This window comes from Weeksella virosa DSM 16922 (genome assembly GCF_000189415.1).
In the GTDB taxonomy this organism is placed as follows: Bacteria; Bacteroidota; Bacteroidia; order Flavobacteriales; family Weeksellaceae; genus Weeksella; species Weeksella virosa.
The window spans coordinates 781,300-802,272 of sequence record NC_015144.1; the positions used below are offsets into that span (position 1 = coordinate 781,300).

The following is a 20,973-nucleotide window of genomic DNA, read 5'->3' on the forward strand; positions in this document are numbered from 1 at the left end:
GTCCTTCTTTTTTTATGATTCCAAGTAAACATTACTTACCTTGCTGTTCGATCATTTTTTTCAATTCTGCCTCTTGTTCTGGCGTTAATTGATGTGTGCCTCCTGCCGGTTCTTTCGATTCTTCTGATGCATCTTTCGTACTCAACAATTCTACCTCAAACTCCAATGCTTGGTTGGGTCCGATTCCTCCTTGTGGTGCACCGTTCTCACCATAAGCCAAAGCGGCCGGTATATAGAAAGTATATTTTGCTCCTGGCGACATCAATTGCAATCCTTCTTTCCACCCTGGGATAACCGCATCTAGTGGGAATTCTACAGGCTCTCCTCCATTCTTGTCGGTCGAATCAAAAACTTTTCCTGTTTCTAAAATCTTGCCGGTATACTTTACTTTCACCACTGAATTTGCTGTTGGTTTTGCTCCAGAACCTTCTTTCTGCACAACATAAACCAATCCGCTAGCGGTCGTTTTTGCTCCTGAAGATTTTTTCTTTTCTTCGATTAGTTTATTCGATTTCTCGTTATTTTCTTTTTGTAAATCTTTTACATGCTTCTCGGCATACGTCATCAAAAATTGGTTTCCTGATTCTTGCGTTAAAAGTAATTTGCGCTTTCTCACAACATCCATAAAACCTTGGATAACTATATCACGATCGAACTTCCCTTCTAAACCTTGTGCAGAAATTACCGACTCTATAGTTTGACCTATTTGTTGCCCAATAGCAAATGATTCACGCTCTTTCCCTCCGTTTAGATACTCACGAATTCCTTTTTCTACCTCTGCATAGTTCACAGAATCCGACTCTACCAAACGACTATTCAGCATCTGAGCTTGATCACCCAAAGACGTACCAAATGCATACGAAGCTTTTTGGTCATCGTTCTCTAACTTATCGATTGTTTTTCCAGACTTGTTACATGCCACAAAAGAAGCTATAACCACAAGACTTAAAAATATTTTTTTCATAACGATTCATAAATTTATGCAATTTTACAAATAATAAATAAAATATACAGATTTTCTTCTAAACAAATTCTCTTCTAAGATTTAGTCGTAAATATTCAACCCAAAATCTTTCATTAATTTGAGAAGAGTTGCGTTTTTTTCAGCCATTTCTTTTGCGATGACTTTATTGGTTTTTATATGATTTACCGTAGCAATGGCTTCTGTGATTCTCGTTTCTATTTTGATAGAGTAATTATTCAAATAGCTTTTGCAAGCATTCACAATTCGACTGCGAAGTCCTTCGAACTCGGTTTCAGAAGAAATGGAACCCAACTCAACTTCGATCAGACTTTCATTGATTTTCTTAAGTTTTGCCGTAGACAAAATACTGTAGGTCGGAATCAAGTTTTCTGCTTTGATCTCTTCTAAAAATGAAAACCAAAACTGATCGACTTGCTCTTGCGTAAACGGTTTTTCAGGCAAACGTTCATCCGCGATTGCAGCAACTTCTTCCTCCTCTTTTTTTTCATCCAACTCAATCGACAAACTAAAAGCCGATTTTCGCTTCTTTTTTAGTGGTTTTGTAGCACGAATATCTTGCATTTCTTCTGCAGTCTCTACTACTTTTTTGGCAGGCTGTTCTACAGAATTAGCATTATCCGAAGGTGCTGATTGTGATGAAGATACAACTTGCGACTCTTTGGTTTGGATGGGTATAGAAGGTGACGTTTTACCCCAAAATAAATATGCAGGGATTATTCTATACTTTTTTTTTTTGCTAAATCTCCTTGTGGATCCAACAAAGAAGCCATTTGCATCAAGGCAATTTCTACGGAAAGACGTGGATTTTTAGAAGATTTATATTGTATATCGGTCTGATTTGCAATGTCAATTGCTCCAAACAAAAAAGCGGTCGGGCACTTGGCCGCGTGCTCTAAATATTTTGCTTTTGTAGCTTCTCCAACTTCTAATAATCCTACGGTTGAAGGTGTTTTTGAAATTAAAACATCACGGAAATGAGCGCCTAATCCATTAATGAAAAGATGAGCATCGAATCCTTTTTTGAGAATTTCATCCAATAATAATAAAGCGTCTGGTATCTGATTGGCCAAGAGAGCATCCGTCATCTTGAAGTAATAATCGTAATCTAAAACATTTAGGTTTTCTGCTACTTTCTCGAATGTTAAATTTCTATTGGTAAAGGTTACCATCCGATCAAAAATCGACAAAGAGTCACGCAATGCTCCGTCTGCTTTTTGCGCAATCAGGTGCAGAGCATCATCTTCGTATTGTACTTTTTCTTTTTCGGCAACAACTTTCAAGTGATTTTTGATATCCTCTACACTAATTCTTTTAAAATCATAAATCTGACAACGAGACAAAATCGTCGGGATAATTTTATGTTTTTCAGTCGTGGCTAATATAAAAATAGCATGAGCGGGCGGCTCTTCTAATGTTTTAAGAAAAGCATTGAAGGCAGCTGTAGAAAGCATATGCACCTCATCTATAATATAGACACGATATTTACCAACCTGAGGAATAATCCGTACTTGTTCGATCAACGACCGAATATCGTCTACAGAATTATTAGAAGCTGCATCTAGCTCGAAAATATTGAATGCAAAATCCTGCCCATCACCGCCACCATTTTCTTCATTAATTTTTCTTGCTAATATACGTGCACATGTTGTTTTACCTACCCCACGCGGACCACAAAAAAGCAATGCCTGTGGCAACTGATGACTTTCAATTGCATGTTGCAAAGTAGAGGTAATCGCTTCTTGCCCTACTACATCTTCAAACTCTAACGGACGATATTTTCTTGCCGATACGATAAACTGCTCCATAACTATTGACAAATATACTTGTTTTCATTGGCTTTTGAAAACATTCTTCTCTTGTAATTTTCTGTCTATATTTATTCTCTTTCTATTGGGTTATTTTCTATTTTTGTAACTCGTTTTTCTACAAACCTATTATACAATGACCATACGAAATACAGAGCCTGATGTAAAAACATCTAAAAAGAAAACATTTAGAACCATAATTGGTATTCTAATTATTTCTTTAGGATTTACTTTGTTTTTATCACTTGTTTCTTATTTAATCAACAGCAGTTGGGATCAAAGCCAAATCTATCAACTGACTGACAAATCGATCGAGGCAGAAAATATTTTTGGAAAGCTAGGAGCTCTTTTAGGAGAGATTTTTGTTCGCAACGGTATAGGAATTGCGGCGTTTTTCTTCCCTATTTTTTTGATAATTCTTGGTCTAAAAGTATTGACTAGACTAAAAAAAATAAAACCCTTTCACGCCGTATATAACTGGATTTTCTTCTTGATATGGGGACCAATTTTACTAGGTTTTATTTTCCCGAATAAAGATATTTTGTCTGGAGCAATGGGTTTCGAAGTCAATGATTTTCTCAATAGTTTGATAGGAAAAATTGGTGTTGGCATGGTATTGTTTGTCAGCTTCCTTATCTACGCTATTGTACATTGGCGACTGAGTTACGAAAATATCACACACAAATTAGAAACCAAAAGAGAAATCAAAAAGCAAAAACGTTTAGAAAGCGATCTTGCAGAAAAAGAAAAAGCCGAAAGAGAAAATAACGATCCTTTTGAGGAGTTTAACCATCCCACTAGAGAAGAAACAAAACTTCCTACCGAAAAAAAAGATCAAAAGATTGTTCATGTTTTAGAAACCCATACAGAGGAAGAGGATTTCTTAACCGATGCTCAAAAAATAGAAGAGTATGAAAAAGAAGCCTCTAGACAAAACAAAAAAAATAAAGAAAACGAAATCTCTACAACTCTATATAAAACAGATATTCCTCAGCCTTATATAGAAAAAGAAGAATCAGGTGAAGCGGAGAGTATTGAACTGAAAATTGAGCAAAATACCGAAGAAGAGGTTTTGGAAGAAATATCCGAAAATCTAGTGAAAAAACATGGTGAATACGATCCACATTTAGATTTGCCAAACTATCAATTTCCGCCACTGAGTTTGCTAACCAAATATTCGAATGCTTCGCAAACAACAATTGATCAGCGAGAGTTGGATGCCAATAAGAATAAAATTGTAGACACATTGGCTAATTACGGAATCGGGATATCGCAAATAAAAGCAACCATCGGGCCAACGGTTACGCTGTACGAAATTGTTCCAGAAGCCGGTATACGCATCTCGAAAATAAAAAATCTAGAAGACGATATTGCACTAAGTTTAAGCGCTTTGGGTATTCGCATCATCGCTCCTATCCCAGGACGTGGAACAATTGGGATAGAAGTACCCAACTCTAATCCTTCTATTGTATCGATGCATTCTGTTATTGCTTCTGCCAAGTTCCAATCATCAACGATGGAGTTGCCAATCGCTTTTGGAAAAACAATTTCTAATGAAACCTTTGTTGCCGACTTGGCTAAAATGCCTCACCTTTTAATGGCAGGAGCCACAGGACAAGGTAAATCTGTAGGATTGAATGCAATCATCACATCTTTGATATACAAAAAACATCCTTCAGAGCTGAAGTTTGTTTTGGTCGACCCGAAAAAAGTAGAGCTAACGCTTTACTCGAAAATAGAACGTCATTATTTGGCCAAGCTCCCAGACTCAGACGAAGCCATCATCACCGACAACACCAAGGTTATCAACACCTTAAATTCATTGTGTATAGAAATGGATGAGCGTTACGAGTTACTGAAAAATGCCTATGTCCGAAATATCAAAGAATACAACGCAAAATTCAAACAAAGAAAACTCAATCCTGAGAATGGTCACCGTTTTTTACCTTATATCGTTTTGGTTGTGGATGAGTTTGCAGACCTGATTATGACTGCCGGAAAAGAAGTCGAATTACCAATTGCTCGTTTGGCTCAGTTGGCGCGTGCCGTTGGTATCCATCTAATTATTGCAACTCAACGCCCGTCGGTGAATGTTATCACGGGAACGATAAAAGCCAATTTCCCGGGGCGTGTTGCTTTCCGAGTAACATCTAAAATCGACTCTAGAACAATTCTAGACTCTTCTGGTGCCGACCAATTAATAGGAAAAGGGGATATGCTTTTCACTACAGGAAATGATTTGGTTCGGATTCAATGTGCATTTGTCGATACGCCAGAAGTAGATAAAATAACAGAATTTATTGGCAATCAAAAAGGCTATCCTGACGCATTACACTTACCAGAATACGAAGGAGAAGAAAGCAGTGCATCTGATATAGACCTGAGTGAACGAGATGCTCTATTCGAGGAAGCAGCAAAAATTATCATTACTGCTCAACAAGGCTCTGCTTCTCTATTGCAACGAAAACTAAAAGTAGGATATAATCGAGCAGGGCGATTGATAGATCAATTAGAAGCGGCAGGAATTGTTGGCCCATTTGAAGGCAGCAAAGCCCGGCAAGTGTTGATCCAAGATGAACTAAGTTTGGAACAGTTGTTGAGTAATCTTGATTAACAAAATTGTTGAGAAATGAAAAAGAGCTTATTTACCTTTTTGGTATTTTTATCGGGGATAATTGCCTACGCACAAGATGCAAAAGACTTGTTGGATAAAGTAAAAAGCAAATATCAAAAAGCATCAACCTACTACATAAAATTTGATTTAGAAAATGGTGGAAAAAAATTCCAAGGTGAGGTATTTTCCTTAAAAGAGAAATTCAATCTCAACGTCATGGACATTAACCAGCTATATGACGGCAAAAAATTGTATACAATTTCTAATGATGACAAAGAAGTAACGATTTCTAACAGTCGAAACACAGATGATTTATTAACGCCTACTAAAATTCTAAATTCTTACACCAATGATTACACGTATAAGTTAGATAAAAAACAAACGATTGCTGGGCAACCCATTCAATACGTAAGATTTACCCCTAAAAACAATCAATCATCGATACAATATGCTTTATTAGGCATCAATACCAATAATAACCAAATTTATCAATATAAAGAAGTAAGCAAAAATAATCAAACGACTTCTATCACTGTAAAAGAATATTTAGAAAATTTAATTATTCATAAAAGTTACTTTAACTTTGACAGCAATAAATACAAGTCGAAAGGCTACATTGTGACACAATTATAATTGATGATTAAGAAACTTGACGGTTATGTTTTAAAGACCTTCATCGGTCCGTTTTTCTTTATATTTAGCATCTTATTTTTCATTTTTATAGTCCAGTTTGCCTGGCAAGAAATGGATAAATATGTAGGCAAAGGATTAGATTGGCTTACCATTGGTGAGCTTATCTTTTATATGGGCATTAACGTCATTCAACTCGTTTTACCGCTGACGATTCTTTTGGGGTCGATCATGACATTTGGAGGGTTTGGCGAACGATATGAGCTTGCCGCCATGAAAGCCTCTGGTCTTTCGCTCGTTCGTATTCTCTCATCTGTTTTTGTTTTGGTGGCATTATTATCGATAGGGCTGTACCATTTCGGGGACAAAATGATGCCTTATTCTCAACGGAAAGCTCGACAAATAATGTTTTCGGTTATCGAAGCAAAACCTACTCTGCAAATTACCGAAGGTGTTTTTAGCAACAATATCCCAGGCTTCAGCATGAAAGTAAATCGGGTCGACGGTGACAACAGCGAAAAGCTTACCGACATCTTTATTCATCAACAATTGAGCAAAACAGTCTTGGACGAAAACGGAAATGATATCAACATCGAACAAGACCCTTTGACCATAATTGCTGAAAAAGGAATTTTGCAAGTTGATAAACACAACCCTCGTTTTCTGAAGCTAGAACTTTTTGATGGAATTTCTTACACAGAGCCGCTAAAGAATAAAAGTTATGAGCAACGTAAACGACAAGAAAACCAAACAACAAAGTTCGATTCGCTGCATTACTTTATCGATATTTCTGCAATTGTTGATAAACAAACCCAACAAGATCCTGGCAACTTCTATAAAAACTTAAAAGGAAAAGACCTCAAACTCTTAATCGACTCGGTTCAAAAAACCAACCAGGAATTTTATCTTAATAATGCCAAAAGCAATTACATCAGTTCTTATTATTACAGTAATAAGATGGCAGAACTGAAGCAAGAAAAAGTAAAAATAGAACAGCCTTTGGTACAATTTGAACAATTGGAAAAAAACATTCAGATTATTTCTCTTAACTCGGCTATCGCCAATATAGATCGAGATATACAGAATAATGAGTTTCAGATTGAAGAAGACAATGCCCGAAAAAAATATTTTTCGAGAATCAATTTGCATTATTACCGTAATTGGTCTTATGCGATAACGTGTATAATTTTCTTTTTTATAGGAGCACCATTAGGAGCAATCGTGAAAAAAGGCGGAATTGGAATGCCCGTTATCATGTCGATAATAGTTTTTATTTTTTATTTTATCATCAATTTTACTGCAGAAAATCTCACCAAAAGTGGTAACTTACATCCGTTTTTATCGGCTTGGGCAGCAAATTTCATTTTTCTACCCTTTTCGGTACTTTTACTTCTAAAAGCCAATAGCGATTCTGCTCTTTTCGATATTAGTAAATACATCGATCCGATAATGAAACTATACAGCAAATTCATAAAACCAAAAAACAGCGAACATTCTCGCTATCAATAAACAAGATTATGGAGACCTCAAAGACTCAATCAAAAACTAAATTAGATACAATAGAAGAGGCATTAGAAGACCTAAAGCAAGGGAAAGTCATCATTGTTGTCGACGATGAAGATCGTGAAAATGAAGGAGATTTTGTAGGGATTGCCGAATTGGTAACACCAGAAATGATAAACTTCATGGTAACCCATGGACGTGGATTGGTCTGCGCACCCATCACGCAAGAACGCAGCAAACATCTCGGTCTAGATTTAATGGTCGGACATAATACAGCCGTTTTCGAAACCAACTTTACCGTTTCTGTAGACCTGAAAGGATATGGAACAACGACAGGAATTTCAGCTTCTGACCGTTCAAAAACCATCAAAGCATTGATCGATGATAATATCGACCCCGATGAATTGGGACGCCCTGGACATATTTTCCCGCTTATTGCAAAAGATGGCGGAGTCCTTGTACGCTCTGGACACACAGAAGCTACGGTAGATTTAGCACGTCTGGCAGGCTTCAAACCTGCAGGTGTACTCATAGAAGTTCTCAAAGAGAATGGAGAAATGGCGCGTCTCCCTGAATTGTTAGAAGTAGCCAACAAGTTTGATTTGAAGATTATTTCGATCGAAGATTTAATTGCCTATCGTCTGAAAAATGAGTTTTTGGTAGAAAGAATAGATGAATTCCCGGTGAAAACATTCTTTGGTGATTATAAATTGATTGCCTACAGACAAACAACCAACAATCAGATTCATTATGCCCTGACAAAAGGGGAATGGACCGAAAATGATGAAGTTGCTGTTCGTGTAAATTCTACCAATAGTTACTATGACTTGTTCTCTGCCCTACAAAACGGTGAGCAACCCATGCTAGCTTGTACAGCAAAAGTAATCGATGAAATTGGTAGAGGAACGATTATCTTTATCAATAATGTCCAAACGCCAGAATCTATCCACACAAAACTTAATTTATACAAAAAATACTCTGAAGGTAAAATGGATTCTGGTATTCTGCCAATAGATGAAAAAGATCACGGTATCGGATCACAAATTATAAAGGATTTAGGCATCAAAAAAATGAATATATTAACCCGTTCGACAAACAATAAAGAACCCGAAACTACTGAGTTCGGCTTAGAAATTGTGAGATATACACAAATCTAAAAACAAGAAAGTCAGTGCAAATGCACTGACTTTCATTTTTAAACCAACTAAATCTATAAACCTACTCACTTTTCGAATATCAAAATACGCTAAAAAAAAACAATTTCCTCTTGATGCATAATAAGAAAATATATACATTATTTATTCAATAAAGCTTTTTTACCAATTTTATAGAAAAAATAATTTCCATTAACTTTTCTCTATTTTTATTTATTATGAAATAAAGCCAATTTTCTGAACTTTGTCGTGCTCTAAAAAAAGCTGTAAATTCGTCATCATGAAAATAATTAGTTACAATGTAAACGGCATTCGAGCTGCACTAAGAAAGGGTCTTACCGAATGGTTGCGTGTAGCAAATCCTGATATATTTTGTGTACAAGAAACCAAAGCACAACCCGAGCAAGTGGATATTTCTGAAATCCAGGCATTAGGCTATACTGCTTATTGGCATTCTGCTCAAAGAAAAGGATATAGTGGGGTTGCAATTTTCAGTAAAATTCAACCAAAAAATGTAGAAATAGGCACAGGAATAGATTATATAGATCATGAAGGGAGAGTAATTCGATTGGATTTTGATCAGTTTTCCGTCATCAGTCTTTATCTGCCTAGTGGTACAAATATGGAAGAGAGGCTGGATTTTAAGCTTCAGTTTTGTGAAGATTTTCTTAATTATATCAGAAACCTAAAACAAAACATCCCGAATCTCGTTATAGCTGGAGATTATAACATTTGTCACGAAGCTATTGATATTCACGATCCGATTTGTAATGCCAAAGTTTCTGGTTTTTTACCCGTAGAACGCGATTGGATGACTCGCTTTATCGACCAATGCGAAATGATAGATTCTTACCGATTTTTTGTTAAAGAACCTCATCATTATACTTGGTGGAGTTATCGTGCCAATGCTCGCGCAAACAACAAAGGGTGGCGAATAGATTACCATATGGTAAGTCATCAACTAAAAAATAATATAAAAAGAGTTGGAATTCTTACCGAAGCAAAACACTCGGATCATTGCCCAATTTTGGTAGAACTTGAATTCTAAAAAAATAGAACAAACCTATGAAAAAAGGTCTTTTTTCCCTTATAACTCTAGCAACATTTGCAACTTGTGTTCCGCTAAAAAAATACAATGATTTAGAAGATCGGTATTACCTATTGATGCAGGAAAAAAATAATTTTGAAGGAAAATTGAGTGATTTAGATAACATTTTGACTCAGAAAAATGAAGAAATTGCTCAACTACAACAAGAACTTACTAATAAACAAACCGAGCTAGATGAACAGCAAAATGCATTCGAAGCTCTAGCACAAGACTCATCGAAAGAGTTGCAAGACAATATCGAAAAAAATCGTGATTTGCTAAATCAATTAGCCAAAACAAGATCAGATTTAACATCAAAAGAAACAGAGTTACAAGCCAAAATAAAACGAATCAATGAGCTCGAAAACTTATTGGCACAACAAAGAAAAGCAATCGCGAAACTAAAACAATCTATTTCTGATGCTTTACGCGGATTCGAGGGCAAGGGAATTACAGTTTACGAGAAAAATGGGCAAATTTATGTATCTATGGAAAATAAATTGCTTTTTTCTACTGGCAAATGGGACGTACGCCAGGAAGGAATAAGTGCTCTAGTTCAACTTTCGAGTGTTCTGAAAAAACAAAACGACCTAAATATTCTAATCGAAGGACACACAGACAGTGTGCCATATGGTGCAAAACAAGGTGATGTACAAGATAACTGGGATTTATCGGTTATGCGAGCAACGGCAGTAACCAAAATTCTACAAAAAGATGGTGTTCGTCCGACTCAAATGACAGCGGCCGGTAGAAGTAAATATATCCCTATTGGTGACAATGCAACTGAATCTGGGAAAGCTAAAAACAGACGTGTGGAAATTATCATCACACCAAACCTAGAGAAAATCAATAAATTATTGAATCAAATATAAGTATCTTTATGGCCACCGGAAGGTGGCTATATTTTTTTTAATTTATATGAAAATTATCGGAGATACCAAAAACTTGGTTATAAGAGAGTTTCTAGAATGGGATGCTCAAGAACTCTTTTTGATGAATTCGGATATCGAATTGATGAAAAAAGTAAATGAAAAACCCTACCTTTCTATAGAAGAAGCAAAAATATTCATCGAGCAAATGCATGCTCATTACCAAGAGAATGGGTTTGGTTTGTATAGTGTACACGAAATGAGAGGTGGACGCTTTGTGGGTTGGTGCGGTTTGCGAAAGACCAAATATGGACCTGTTCTCAATGTACGAATAAAGAGAAAACAATGGAACAAAGGTTATGCAACCGAAGCGCTACAACTGGTTATCGATTATGCAATCAATGAACTGAAGTTAGATAAAATTGCAGCTAAAATCCAACCTAATAATCCCGCAACAAAAACAATATTAGAGAAAACAATCCTAGAAAACTCCACAGAAAACCCACTGGTTTATCTATGGAAAAGAGAAGCATAAAAAGTTTAGGAAATCTCTATTTTTCATTTGGTTTTGGGTGGATAATTTTTCAGTAATTTCTGAATCCCTTTTTCCATAGCTACATCTCTTGTTTCGGGTGATGCATTATAAGGCATTTGAATGGCTAGGATACCCTCCCAAATCAATTGATTGTTTTGCCAAAATTGCACAATGAAGTCTTGGTTTAATTTTTTAGAACTGATAGGAATCCCAAAAGAAACCCCTCCACCAAAACCACCTCTATAACCATAATTTCCGCCTCCTACTCCAACACCAACAGAACTATTACTGTTTTTGGATACGTATTCTTTCGGATAGATTTGGATCTGGATATCCGCATTCTCTGAATAGAGTAGATTTTTTTGGGACAATTGTTTTTTTAAAATACTAAGAAAACGTTCTTTATCCAATTCATCCAATTGTATGCTATCTTCGTTTATTGAATAAGTTTTCAGTGAATAGAAATTTATATTACGGTCATAATCTACTTGTACTTGTTGGGTGGTACATGCCGTTAATCCTGTCAATACGATCAGTAAAATATAAAACTTTTTCATCTTATTTATTTTCCTCTATATATTGTTGCACAATCCTTCTCAACGACTCAAAGCCAATTTCCTGTAAGTTAACATCTTGCATTGCTATCCATCGGATAGATTGTATTTCATTATCCTCCAAATTTAATGCCGCATTCTCTGGAAAATTAGCAATAAAAGCCAAATCGCACGTACGATATTCTACATCTTTGTATAAATATTTATTAGGTTGAGATCTATAATACCGAAGATTTTCGACCGGAATATCCAAATTCAATTCCTCCTTTAACTCTCGTTGTGCTCCTTCTTCTGCCGACTCTTTTGGGTCGACAAAACCACCAGGCAAGTCGAGTTTCCCAAGCATAGGTTCTTTATTTCGAACACAGAAAAGTAATTCATTGCCTCGCCTAATAATTATTGCTGTTGCTGTTGCAACATTATGAAAATATACAAAATCACATTGACTGCAATGTAGGCGATGATAATCATAGATTTCTATACTAGAAGCGCCACAATGTGGGCAATAGTTGAATTGTTTTTGCATACTTCTTTATTTATTCCTTGGATGATGGTTGAGGATTGCTTCTCTCAAATGTTCTTGATCAATATGTGTATAAACTTCTGTTGTTACAATATTTTCGTGCCCTAACATTTGCTGAATAGCGCGTAAATCGGCTCCATTTTTCAGTAAATGAGTTGCAAAAGAATGTCTGAATGTATGCGGGCTTATATTTTTTTGTATTCCTGCGATGATGGATAATTCTTTTATAATAGTAAATATCATAACACGTGTAATGTTCCGCCCTCTTCTATTAAGAAAAAGAATATCCTCGTACCCTGGTTGAATGGGTTGATGTTTTCTGATTTCGTTCCTATACAAGTCGATGTACTTTATTGTATATGGACTTATCGGAACCAAGCGCTCTTTGTTTCCTTTTCCCAGAACTCGTATATATCCTTCTTCGAAAAAAAGATCCGAAATCCGTAGATTTACCAACTCCGTCACCCGTAAACCACATCCGTATAGCATTTCTATTATAGCCCTATTTCGTTCGCCTTCTGGTTTTGATAAGTCGATTACATCAACCAAACGATCGATTTCTTTTTCGGTTAACACATCGGGTAATTTTGTGCCAATTTTTGGGCTTTCTAATAATTCTGTTGGGTTATCTTGTCTTATTTCCTCGTACTGCAAATAATTAAAATAGCTTTTAAGTCCAGACAGTATTCTTGCTTGTGAGCGTTGACTGTATTCTTTGGCCATTGCGTGTACAAATTCTACCAAACTATCGTAGGTGTGTTCTTGGGGTAAAAGTGGAGAGAATTGTTGTAATTTTTTTATATCTCGCATATAGCTTTCGATCGTATTATTTGCCATATGTTTTTCCAGCTTCAGGTAAGTTTGGTATTCGAGTAAGCTCTCTTCCCAGCTCATCTTTTTCTTTTGTTTTCTAATTCTATAACTCTTTTTATCATTTCATCTTCGGGTAGCCAGACACGGTAATACATAGGTAATCCGAACTTGAGCTTTGCTACAGATGCTTTGAGAAACGTGTTAACAATCGGAAAATAATCTTTTTTGACCATGCTGGATTTAAGCCCAAGAATCTTGAGAAAATCTGCATGGTAAAGAGATCCGTCGAAATATCGATAAAATATATTTTCGGTTTGCAATAGGAGAATATTTTTATTTTCGTCGGTTTTGTTAAAAACGAATTCATCATAATATTTCGCATCAGGATTATACGTTAGCCAATTGGCTACCGACAGTGTATCGAACGCTACAAACTCGTCGGGAACTATTCCTCCACCGCCGTATACTATTTTTCCAGATGGAGCTCTGAATTTTAATTGTTCGTTGAGCTTTATGCTATCTCTTGAGAACAACTCACCAGAACGTATACGATTGTGCAAATCTTCATTATAAGTTTCTTTGCTAACGGTGTAAGGTTTTTGTATAGACCGTCCGCTTGGCGTGTAGTATCTTGCAACCGTCAGAAGAATGCTAGAACCATCACCCAAATCGATTTCTCGTTGTACCAACCCTTTCCCGTATGAGCGCCTACCAACTATTGTACCGCGGCCATAATCTTGCAATGCTCCAGCAACAATTTCGCTCGAAGAGGCCGATCCTTCATCTATCAGCACATAAACTTGTCCTTGCTCGAATAAGCCGCCTTTTGTAGCGAAAATATATTTTTTCTTTTCGTCTTTATCTTTGGTAAAGACAATCAGTTCGTTTTTGGTTAGAAACTCATCTGCAATTGCTTCTGCCTGCGACATTACTCCTCCGGGATTTCCTCTTAGATCAAGAACCAAAGTTTGCATACCTTGTGCCAGAAGATTTTTTAGGGATTGATGGAAATAGGAAGCTGCATTGTTGGTAAACTTAGATAGCTTTATATACCCTAACTCTTGATTGATCATATGTTCGCCAACAATCGGATTGACGGGGACAATGTTTCGCTTAGCTGTTACAGTAATGGAGTCTTTGTTACGTAATAAATCTAGCTGAACTGTGCTACCTTTTCTGCCTTTGATCAATTGCTCGAATTTCGATGCGTTTTTTCCTACAACACTCTCCTTATCTACGGCGAGAATACGGTCACCAAAACGCAATAAATCTGCATTTGGGCCATCTTGCAAAGCACGTGTAATCACCAGAGTATCTCGGAGTCCTTTGTATTCTATACCAATCCCAACATATTCTCCTTTGATTTCTTGATTGGTTTTATCAACTTTTACTTTTTCTATGTATTTGGAGTGTGGATCTAGTTGATCGACAATTTTTTTTATGGCAACATCGACCAAACTATCGGAGCTTATTCCGTCGATATATTGTGCATCGATTAAAGAAACTAACCGTCTGATTTTTTGCTCGTTTCCACTATAATGCAATCCGATAATTTCATCATTACTATCGAAGGCAATGTCGTACCGTTTTCCTGCTAAAAATCCTAATAAAAAAAGAATAAGTACAACCAGAAAATAATTGAGTATTTTGAAAAATTTTCGCATAAAGTTCACAAAAACTCTTCTGGAATTTGTTCGATTACAACGCCAGCTTTATGTAAAAAGTCTAGCCCTTCTACATCTTTATAATCTTGCATATACACTACACGGTTGATACCCGACTGATGAATGAGTTTACTACAATCTTTGCAAGGCGAAAGAGTGAGATATAGTGTTGCACCTTTGCACGACTGTGTAGATGCGGCAACCTTGAGGATTGCATTGGCCTCTGCATGCAAAATATACCATTTGGTTTCGCCATTTTCGTCTTCGCATCTATTATCAAAACCGCTTGGCGATCCGTTGAATCCATCGGAGATAATGGCTCGATCTTTAACAATAATGGCGCCTACTTTTTTTCGTTCACAGTAGGATAGTTTTGCCCATTCTCTTGCGATTCGCAGATAAGCTTTATCGTATTTTAATTGTTTTTCGTCTTTCATGTATTTCGATTCTATGCCTCTTGTTTGGTTCTGGTCCATAGTGGGGGGATGATAAACGGAAATGGATTTCGGACAAAAGCTTTGATGACTTGTAAAGATAGTGAGAATATTTTGGCAAATGGGATATTATTCGAGCGCATTGCCAAGAGCAACGATAGAGTAAAACTTACGATAAAGTTGAATCCCCCAATTAGAAATACAGAGATAAAAGCGATAATTAACGGAGCAATATCGAAATGATAACCGATTCCTCCGATACCGATGGCTAAGTTTCCAGCGGCAAAAGTGATGTGTCGGATATCGAACGGGATACCTGTAAATTGCCCGACCAAAAAGGCCATTCCCATCATAAAACCAAAAGCGACGTTCCCGACAACTCCTCCGAGATTTATCTCGAACCAATGGGCAATTTTACGGCGTTTATGGGTAGAAAATAACCGTTTGAGGATGGGATGATTGTATATCCTGTCGGGTATATTATTATATCGTTGATTGTTAATGACTAATCCAGAAATGAGCCCAGAAATGAACAAGAATACACCGGCAATAGATGCAAACCAAAATATTTTACCGTCCATCGTAACCAATTCTTCCCAAAACTGATAGGCTTTAGAGTATTTTATGAAATCTATTTTCAGTATGTCTTTTATGATATAGAACAGTCCTAATGAAATCCCAAATCCTGCAATCACATTCCCCATAAAGGCAATAAACTGTGAACGAGAGAGTTGAGCAAACAATGTTGTAAAGTCTTTTACGTTGATTTCATTGCCCTCTGTTGGTTTAATGGCTTGTGCTACTCGTGCTGCAGTCATCGATGGTTGCTTTGTTGCAAGTGTCCAATGCAAAAGGTATATGGTACTGAATCCGATGGCATAATTTAGACTATAGAAGAAACCGTGAAACAAAGGCGATGCATTGTCTACATTACTAATTAGTACTTTGATGAAACACAAAATGGAAACGATAAACCCACCACCGCAAGCGGTAGAAAACATTTTTATGTAATCTTTAGCAGTAGAAGTAATGTATTTCTCTCCTGTTTTCCCGTTATGATAGGTTGCTAAGAAAGTTACCAAATAGACTGTAGCACTCAACTGATTGCTTACCAGATTTTTGGGCGAATAGAAACCCACCCATGATTTGGTTGCTTGGGTAAGAAAATCGACAATTCCTGCTGTATTGAGACGGTTATATTGATTAATCAACAACTGTAAACGTACCAATTGTTGTTGCATAGTATTGAGTTTCGATGCAACTTTTAGCGATATTCCTTTGTAATCTTTTTGTGTAAGAATGTTTTCTAATAAAATCTTACAATCGACTATATGTTTTTTGATCTCTAATGTATCAAAATTAACTTCGATTTTATCAACAATCCGGTTTATTCTTAGTGATAATTTAGATACTGGATTATCTAAGTAATTTACTTCGTTCGTGTAACGTATTAATTCTTTATCTGCAAACTCTCCTGTTATTCTATCATTGAGGATAGATATAGACTGTAATAATTGTGATTGGATATTGGCATGGATTTCTTTCATCTGTTCTTCTGATGTATCAGAAAGCAAAACACTATACAATCGTTGCCAGCGATCTTTGGGAATTAGTTTTACCCATTTAAAATTCTTTTGTTCATAAAAAATTTCATTCAGCAATGACGATAATTCGTTATTATCTTCGATTTCTGGCAAAATAAAATCGCCAATACGTTTTCGAATCATCGAAAATAAACCATCGAACGTGGTTATACCAGAATCTACTAAATAGGCTATAAAATTTAACTGACGGAAACTTTCTGAATAGAGCTTGAGGAATTTTTCTCGGTAAATAGAATCTCTCTCTAGCGTCGAGGTGAGATCGTCTATGAAGTCTATTGCATTGGGATAATTTTTTCGGGCAAACTTTAGAACTTTTACTAAATAGCTTTTGTCATAGGATTGGGAAATAGTTAATAGAGCTTCTAACTTCATGCACACTCATTTTTATAGACAAAGGTATCAATAATATCGTTGTAAAATTAAAATTTGAATTGTTTTTCACTAATCGATGGATTGATTTTTATCTCACTGAAAGTTACCACATATTCGCCTCCTTGTTTGGGTTTACCTACAATTTTCATGGCAAAGGTTAGCCCATTAATTTTCTTATAATTTGAGTATATCAAAGTTTCTTCTTTGTTTTCCTCCATTAATAATTGATAGGTTTTCTTGTCAAAATAATAATAAGTAATATTTTTATTTTTACTCAATGCTACCTTGTATACAGGTATTTTTTCTACTTCTGTTTCCCCTACAAGTTGTACCGTAAATCCTTTCTTTTTATACATTAATAAATCAGAGTCGAATGCATCTGGCTGATAATTTGGTACGACAACATTTTTCTTGAGGATGTCGCTGTACGTCCAACCATTTTTACCATCGTATCCTTCGTTGAGTACTTCCTTTTGGTTCATGATAAATACTACTCGTTTGTGGTAAGGTCTTTTGTGATAGACTACTAATGGATAAGTATTATTCACGTCCAAAGCTACGTCTCCTTTGAGAATTATGCTGTTCAGATTTATCCAACTTTTTTCTCCTCCAGTGTTTTCTATATTTTTCTGTACAATTTCTTCGGCATTTTGCGCCAACAAAAAAACGGTAGAGAATAAAAATACTAGTACTGAGAGTGCGGTTTTCATAGATACATTAATTTTATAATCGAGCCAATATATAAAGAAATCCATTCACAAAGGCATGGATTTGCAAAACATTAACGTTCTATTTAGAGTTTTTGGCAGGATATAATTTTGCTATGAATCGATTTTTATATGTGACCAATTATCGCCACGTATTATCCTATATATCTGACCTTCTGATATATTGTATTGTTTGGCCAACGTAGCTACTTTTATTTTTTTATTCGGGTTGGCCAATTTCTTTTTTAGACTCCGCACTTGTTTCTCAGTCAACTTACTATTGGGTAAATTATTTAGGCGAGAGCGTCCTTTCATTTTTCTGAAAAGATGCTGATTGTGTTCTTTCCACTCATCATGATTGGCCCATTGTAGATTTTCTACTGCATTGTTAAGTTTGTTATGATCTAAATGAACCACATATTTTTTATTTTCTGGATTTTCTAAAAAAGTTTCTGCCACCATTTTATGCACATACCAAGCAGTTCTTTTCCCATCCTTTAGAACAATCCAAATTATTCTATACCCATTGTTTAGGGTTCCTTCGACAATTTTGAATCTATCAGAACCTTGATATATTTTTTTTACTAATCCAGAATTCGAGACCATGAAGCTTCGGTTGGTCGCTAATTCTTCATCCTCATAATCTTTCCAAACTTCTTTCATTTTTTGTGGTATTAAAAAACATCTATTTCACCACAATTTCCATACCACATAAGGTGCTGATAACCAAATTAATGATATTCAATTAAAGTAGCTTTCGGGCTTGTTCTAAATCTTCTTTTGTGTCGATCCCGATTCCTACAAAATCTGTTTCCACTACTTTTATTCGCATCCCATACTCCATATACCGTAATTGTTCTAGTTTTTCGGCCAATTCGTTTTGCAAAGGTGCAAGTTTTGCAAACTTTAGTAGCGCTTCTCTACGGAAAGCGTATACACCAACATGCCTATAATAGGTAGGATGAAAAGTAGTGTCTCGCGAAAAAGGAATCGGACTTCTAGAGAAATATAGTGCATAATTTTGCGCATCGGTTACCACTTTTACAACATTCGGATTATGGATTTCTTCTTCTTTTTTGATTTCAATTTTCAGGGTAGAAAGAGAAACATCTTCTGCCTCTTCTCCACGGAAAGTCATTAACAAATCAGCCAAAGCCTTTCGGTTAATAAATGGTTCATCACCTTGTACATTGAGGACAACATCGGCATCGATATTTTCTATAGCTTCGGCAATACGATCGCTCCCTGTTTCGTGTTCTTTTATACTCATCATTACTTTTCCGCCGTGCATAGAAATTTCATCATAGATAAGCTTCGAGTCTGTTACTACAAAAACTTCATCAAAAAGTTGAGTTTCTACGACATTTTCATAGGTCGTTCGGATGACAGTTTTCTCTCCTAATTTTTTCATTAATTTACCAGGAAAACGAGTAGAGCTATAACGAGCGGGAATAACAGCAATTATTTTCATTCGTATTTTTTAGTTATAATCGATAACAAATGTGAGAAAAAGAATAATTATAGAACGAATAAGTTAGAGGATATCTTTTGAAATCTTTAACTTTACACAAATTTTGAGCGTGAAGAATCTTTTCAAAATCATTCTTATCATCTTTGCCATTGCGTTAGTTTGCACCTATATGCTCGACCTGAAAGAAACGTATCAAACCAAACAAGCACTACAAACGCAAGCAAAACCGTAATTCTATGCATGCAGAAAACACAAAATCTTTGGCGTTGTTACTAACCCCGACAAGCCTTATTTACGCAACCTTGAAGGATACCGAACAGGAAATTAACTTCCAAAATGTTCAGGTTTTTCGGACAGAACATACAGCAACAAAAATTGCCGAGAAAGATATTGTCGAAGAACTGAAAAGCAATTTAGTTTTCAGGCAATCCTATCATCGTATACATTTAGCCTTTCTGACTAACCAAATGCAATTAATCCCGAATGAGTTTCTAGATCTTCCGTTCGAGCAACTAATGCAACTTCCTAATGAAAATACGACAAGTGGCGAAAAGAAAAATTATCTCGATAGCCCACTCGATTCTTTGAATGCAAGCATTGTGTATGAAATTTCGACTACGATAAAAGATGCATTACTAGAAATAGAAAGCTTACGAAATGTTCAGCTGTTTCACTCAGGGAAATTGTTTTTAGACCATTTACATCCGTCTGGTGAGGATGAAGAAATGTTTCTCAATCTACATCAACAACAATTAGAGATTGCAGTTTATAAGCAAGCTCAACTGCAATATTACGCAGTATTTCCGTTGCAGTCTATCGACGATTTTTTATATTTTACGCTGGTTGTTCTCACACAATTAGAGCTGGATTATACCCATTGTTCTGTCTACTGTTTCGGAGAAATTACTGCAAGTTCTGATTATTATCAGCAATTAAAAAAACAAATTCGCAACGTTCATCTAGGACTGAAAGACGAAAATTATTGCGAAAATTTCACCTTATATAATTTATTCTAATGCGTATAATTTCTGGAGAATTCAAAGGAAAAAGAATTTCGGCTCCGGCCAATTTACCGGTTCGTCCGACCACAGATTTTGCCAAAGAAGGTTTGTTCAATGTCCTCAATAATGAATGGTATTTTGATGAAATAACCGTTTTGGATCTTTTTGCTGGGACAGGAAATATCACATACGAGTTTGCTTCTCGTGGTGCTAAACATATTACAGCTGTTGACCAACACAATGGTTGCATTCGGTTTATTAACGAAACTGCTTGTAAGATTAGAGCACAAGATCGCATCGATGCAATAAAAGCAGATGTTTATAAATTTCTAGAAAGAAAAGCAACGCAAACATTCGATATTATCTTTATCGATCCACCATATCAATATTCTTTAGAGGATTTTCAGAAAGTTTTGCAACTCATCAAAGCCAATGGTTGGCTGGCCGAAGAAGGAACCTTGATAATGGAACATCCGAAAGAATATTCATTTGATGATCTGGAAGGTTTCGTCTTGCACAAAAAATATGGTAACGTACACTTTAGTTTTTTTTCTTAATTTTTTTAACATTTACTGATAAATCTCATAAAATTATTTTTTTATTTATAATTAGTCTAACTAAATTTGCAAAAGTTATTTAGATTAAATA

22 protein-coding genes are annotated in these 20,973 nt (G+C 35.8%); 10 read left to right on the top strand and 12 right to left on the bottom strand.

The window, feature by feature from the left end; translation table 11 throughout:
- Positions 1–31: 31 nt before the first annotated feature.
- The 3 genes from WEEVI_RS03870 to dnaX form a co-directional block, all read right to left on the bottom strand.
- Positions 32–964, bottom strand: coding sequence for an FKBP-type peptidyl-prolyl cis-trans isomerase (locus tag WEEVI_RS03870; RefSeq protein ID WP_013597860.1), 933 nt, complete (start codon positions 962–964; stop codon positions 32–34).
- Positions 965–1,045: 81 nt separating this feature from the next.
- Positions 1,046–1,546, bottom strand: a complete 501-nt coding sequence (locus WEEVI_RS03875) for a DUF8439 domain-containing protein (RefSeq protein ID WP_041942065.1) — start codon at positions 1,544–1,546, stop codon at positions 1,046–1,048.
- Positions 1,547–1,698: 152 nt separating this feature from the next.
- The gene (dnaX, locus tag WEEVI_RS03880) at positions 1,699–2,790 is read right to left on the bottom strand and encodes a DNA polymerase III subunit gamma/tau (protein ID WP_013597862.1); all 1,092 of its coding nucleotides are present in this window, start codon (positions 2,788–2,790) and stop codon (positions 1,699–1,701) included.
- Between the two features lie 136 nt (positions 2,791–2,926).
- Between dnaX and WEEVI_RS03885 the strand changes: the two genes are divergently transcribed.
- The 7 genes from WEEVI_RS03885 (at position 2,927) to WEEVI_RS03915 (ending at position 11,182) form a co-directional block, all read left to right on the top strand.
- Positions 2,927–5,404 (top strand): FtsK/SpoIIIE family DNA translocase, encoded by a 2,478-nt coding sequence (locus WEEVI_RS03885; protein ID WP_013597863.1) that lies wholly within the window; start codon positions 2,927–2,929, stop codon positions 5,402–5,404.
- Between the two features lie 15 nt (positions 5,405–5,419).
- The gene (gene lolA1, locus WEEVI_RS03890; protein ID WP_013597864.1) at positions 5,420–6,037 is read left to right on the top strand and encodes an outer membrane lipoprotein periplasmic chaperone LolA1; all 618 of its coding nucleotides are present in this window, start codon (positions 5,420–5,422) and stop codon (positions 6,035–6,037) included.
- A gap of 3 nt (positions 6,038–6,040) precedes the next feature.
- The gene (locus WEEVI_RS03895) at positions 6,041–7,543 is read left to right on the top strand and encodes an LptF/LptG family permease (RefSeq protein WP_013597865.1); all 1,503 of its coding nucleotides are present in this window, start codon (positions 6,041–6,043) and stop codon (positions 7,541–7,543) included.
- Between the two features lie 8 nt (positions 7,544–7,551).
- Positions 7,552–8,694: a 3,4-dihydroxy-2-butanone-4-phosphate synthase gene (gene ribB / locus WEEVI_RS03900; protein WP_013597866.1), complete on the top strand. Its 1,143-nt coding sequence runs from the start codon at positions 7,552–7,554 to the stop codon at positions 8,692–8,694.
- 277 nt (positions 8,695–8,971) lie between these two features.
- The gene (locus WEEVI_RS03905; protein ID WP_013597868.1) at positions 8,972–9,739 is read left to right on the top strand and encodes an exodeoxyribonuclease III; all 768 of its coding nucleotides are present in this window, start codon (positions 8,972–8,974) and stop codon (positions 9,737–9,739) included.
- A gap of 17 nt (positions 9,740–9,756) precedes the next feature.
- Positions 9,757–10,650, top strand: coding sequence for an OmpA/MotB family protein (locus tag WEEVI_RS03910; RefSeq protein ID WP_013597869.1), 894 nt, complete (start codon positions 9,757–9,759; stop codon positions 10,648–10,650).
- Positions 10,651–10,696: 46 nt separating this feature from the next.
- Positions 10,697–11,182 carry a GNAT family N-acetyltransferase gene (locus WEEVI_RS03915; protein ID WP_013597870.1) on the top strand — a complete coding sequence of 162 codons (486 nt, stop codon included), beginning with the start codon at positions 10,697–10,699 and terminating at the stop codon, positions 11,180–11,182.
- Between the two features lie 23 nt (positions 11,183–11,205).
- Here WEEVI_RS03915 and WEEVI_RS03920 read toward each other — a convergent pair whose 3' ends face one another.
- From WEEVI_RS03920 to kdsB, 9 genes are all read right to left on the bottom strand, one after another.
- Complete coding sequence (locus WEEVI_RS03920; protein ID WP_013597871.1) at positions 11,206–11,739, bottom strand: DUF4136 domain-containing protein; 534 nt, start codon at positions 11,737–11,739, stop codon at positions 11,206–11,208.
- 1 nt (position 11,740) lies between these two features.
- On the bottom strand, positions 11,741–12,262 hold the full coding sequence (locus tag WEEVI_RS03925) for an NUDIX hydrolase (RefSeq protein WP_013597872.1): 522 nt from the start codon (positions 12,260–12,262) through the stop codon (positions 11,741–11,743).
- Between the two features lie 6 nt (positions 12,263–12,268).
- Positions 12,269–13,153 carry a site-specific tyrosine recombinase XerD gene (gene xerD, locus WEEVI_RS03930; RefSeq protein WP_013597873.1) on the bottom strand — a complete coding sequence of 295 codons (885 nt, stop codon included), beginning with the start codon at positions 13,151–13,153 and terminating at the stop codon, positions 12,269–12,271.
- Complete coding sequence (locus WEEVI_RS03935; protein ID WP_013597874.1) at positions 13,150–14,736, bottom strand: S41 family peptidase; 1,587 nt, start codon at positions 14,734–14,736, stop codon at positions 13,150–13,152. Before WEEVI_RS03935 ends, xerD begins: the two co-directional genes overlap by 4 nt.
- A 5-nt stretch (positions 14,737–14,741) precedes the next feature.
- Positions 14,742–15,173: a deoxycytidylate deaminase gene (locus tag WEEVI_RS03940; protein ID WP_013597875.1), complete on the bottom strand. Its 432-nt coding sequence runs from the start codon at positions 15,171–15,173 to the stop codon at positions 14,742–14,744.
- Positions 15,174–15,184: 11 nt separating this feature from the next.
- Positions 15,185–17,146, bottom strand: coding sequence for a site-specific recombinase (locus WEEVI_RS03945; protein WP_013597876.1), 1,962 nt, complete (start codon positions 17,144–17,146; stop codon positions 15,185–15,187).
- Between the two features lie 47 nt (positions 17,147–17,193).
- Positions 17,194–17,856, bottom strand: a complete 663-nt coding sequence (locus tag WEEVI_RS03950) for a LolA-like protein (protein WP_013597877.1) — start codon at positions 17,854–17,856, stop codon at positions 17,194–17,196.
- A 111-nt stretch (positions 17,857–17,967) separates the two neighbouring features.
- Positions 17,968–18,516 (bottom strand): HNH endonuclease, encoded by a 549-nt coding sequence (locus WEEVI_RS03955; protein ID WP_013597878.1) that lies wholly within the window; start codon positions 18,514–18,516, stop codon positions 17,968–17,970.
- Between the two features lie 82 nt (positions 18,517–18,598).
- Positions 18,599–19,324, bottom strand: a complete 726-nt coding sequence (gene kdsB / locus WEEVI_RS03960) for a 3-deoxy-manno-octulosonate cytidylyltransferase (RefSeq protein ID WP_013597879.1) — start codon at positions 19,322–19,324, stop codon at positions 18,599–18,601.
- 109 nt (positions 19,325–19,433) lie between these two features.
- Between kdsB and WEEVI_RS11475 the strand changes: the two genes are divergently transcribed.
- From WEEVI_RS11475 to rsmD, 3 genes are read left to right on the top strand one after another with little or no spacing between them, the layout of a single operon-like run.
- Entirely contained in the window at positions 19,434–19,556 is a 123-nt protein-coding gene (locus WEEVI_RS11475; protein WP_255356414.1) for a hypothetical protein, read from the top strand.
- Positions 19,557–19,560: 4 nt separating this feature from the next.
- Positions 19,561–20,340 (top strand): DUF3822 family protein, encoded by a 780-nt coding sequence (locus WEEVI_RS03965; RefSeq protein WP_013597880.1) that lies wholly within the window; start codon positions 19,561–19,563, stop codon positions 20,338–20,340.
- Positions 20,340–20,882 (top strand): 16S rRNA (guanine(966)-N(2))-methyltransferase RsmD, encoded by a 543-nt coding sequence (gene rsmD / locus WEEVI_RS03970; RefSeq protein WP_013597881.1) that lies wholly within the window; start codon positions 20,340–20,342, stop codon positions 20,880–20,882. Before WEEVI_RS03965 ends, rsmD begins: the two co-directional genes overlap by 1 nt.
- Positions 20,883–20,973 lie beyond the last annotated feature (91 nt).

Excerpts from the sequence above, each read along its gene's own strand:
- WEEVI_RS03940 (WP_013597875.1), bottom strand. The coding sequence starts at position 15,173 with ATGAAAGACGAAAAACAATTAAAATACGATAAAGCTTATCTGCGAATC.
- WEEVI_RS03935 (WP_013597874.1), bottom strand. The coding sequence starts at position 14,736 with ATGCGAAAATTTTTCAAAATACTCAATTATTTTCTGGTTGTACTTATT.
- dnaX (WP_013597862.1), bottom strand. The coding sequence starts at position 2,790 with ATGGAGCAGTTTATCGTATCGGCAAGAAAATATCGTCCGTTAGAGTTT.
- WEEVI_RS03955 (WP_013597878.1), bottom strand. The coding sequence starts at position 18,516 with ATGAAAGAAGTTTGGAAAGATTATGAGGATGAAGAATTAGCGACCAAC.
- xerD (WP_013597873.1), bottom strand. The coding sequence starts at position 13,153 with ATGAGCTGGGAAGAGAGCTTACTCGAATACCAAACTTACCTGAAGCTG.
- WEEVI_RS03945 (WP_013597876.1), bottom strand. The coding sequence starts at position 17,146 with ATGAAGTTAGAAGCTCTATTAACTATTTCCCAATCCTATGACAAAAGC.
- ribB (WP_013597866.1), top strand. The coding sequence starts at position 7,552 with ATGGAGACCTCAAAGACTCAATCAAAAACTAAATTAGATACAATAGAA.
- WEEVI_RS03910 (WP_013597869.1), top strand. The coding sequence starts at position 9,757 with ATGAAAAAAGGTCTTTTTTCCCTTATAACTCTAGCAACATTTGCAACT.
- WEEVI_RS03920 (WP_013597871.1), bottom strand. The coding sequence starts at position 11,739 with ATGAAAAAGTTTTATATTTTACTGATCGTATTGACAGGATTAACGGCA.
- WEEVI_RS03925 (WP_013597872.1), bottom strand. The coding sequence starts at position 12,262 with ATGCAAAAACAATTCAACTATTGCCCACATTGTGGCGCTTCTAGTATA.
- WEEVI_RS03965 (WP_013597880.1), top strand. The coding sequence starts at position 19,561 with ATGCATGCAGAAAACACAAAATCTTTGGCGTTGTTACTAACCCCGACA.
- lolA1 (WP_013597864.1), top strand. The coding sequence starts at position 5,420 with ATGAAAAAGAGCTTATTTACCTTTTTGGTATTTTTATCGGGGATAATT.
- WEEVI_RS03915 (WP_013597870.1), top strand. The coding sequence starts at position 10,697 with ATGAAAATTATCGGAGATACCAAAAACTTGGTTATAAGAGAGTTTCTA.
- WEEVI_RS03870 (WP_013597860.1), bottom strand. The coding sequence starts at position 964 with ATGAAAAAAATATTTTTAAGTCTTGTGGTTATAGCTTCTTTTGTGGCA.
- WEEVI_RS03885 (WP_013597863.1), top strand. The coding sequence starts at position 2,927 with ATGACCATACGAAATACAGAGCCTGATGTAAAAACATCTAAAAAGAAA.
- rsmD (WP_013597881.1), top strand. The coding sequence starts at position 20,340 with ATGCGTATAATTTCTGGAGAATTCAAAGGAAAAAGAATTTCGGCTCCG.
- WEEVI_RS03950 (WP_013597877.1), bottom strand. The coding sequence starts at position 17,856 with ATGAAAACCGCACTCTCAGTACTAGTATTTTTATTCTCTACCGTTTTT.
- WEEVI_RS03875 (WP_041942065.1), bottom strand. The coding sequence starts at position 1,546 with ATGCAAGATATTCGTGCTACAAAACCACTAAAAAAGAAGCGAAAATCG.
- WEEVI_RS03905 (WP_013597868.1), top strand. The coding sequence starts at position 8,972 with ATGAAAATAATTAGTTACAATGTAAACGGCATTCGAGCTGCACTAAGA.
- WEEVI_RS03895 (WP_013597865.1), top strand. The coding sequence starts at position 6,041 with ATGATTAAGAAACTTGACGGTTATGTTTTAAAGACCTTCATCGGTCCG.
- kdsB (WP_013597879.1), bottom strand. The coding sequence starts at position 19,324 with ATGAAAATAATTGCTGTTATTCCCGCTCGTTATAGCTCTACTCGTTTT.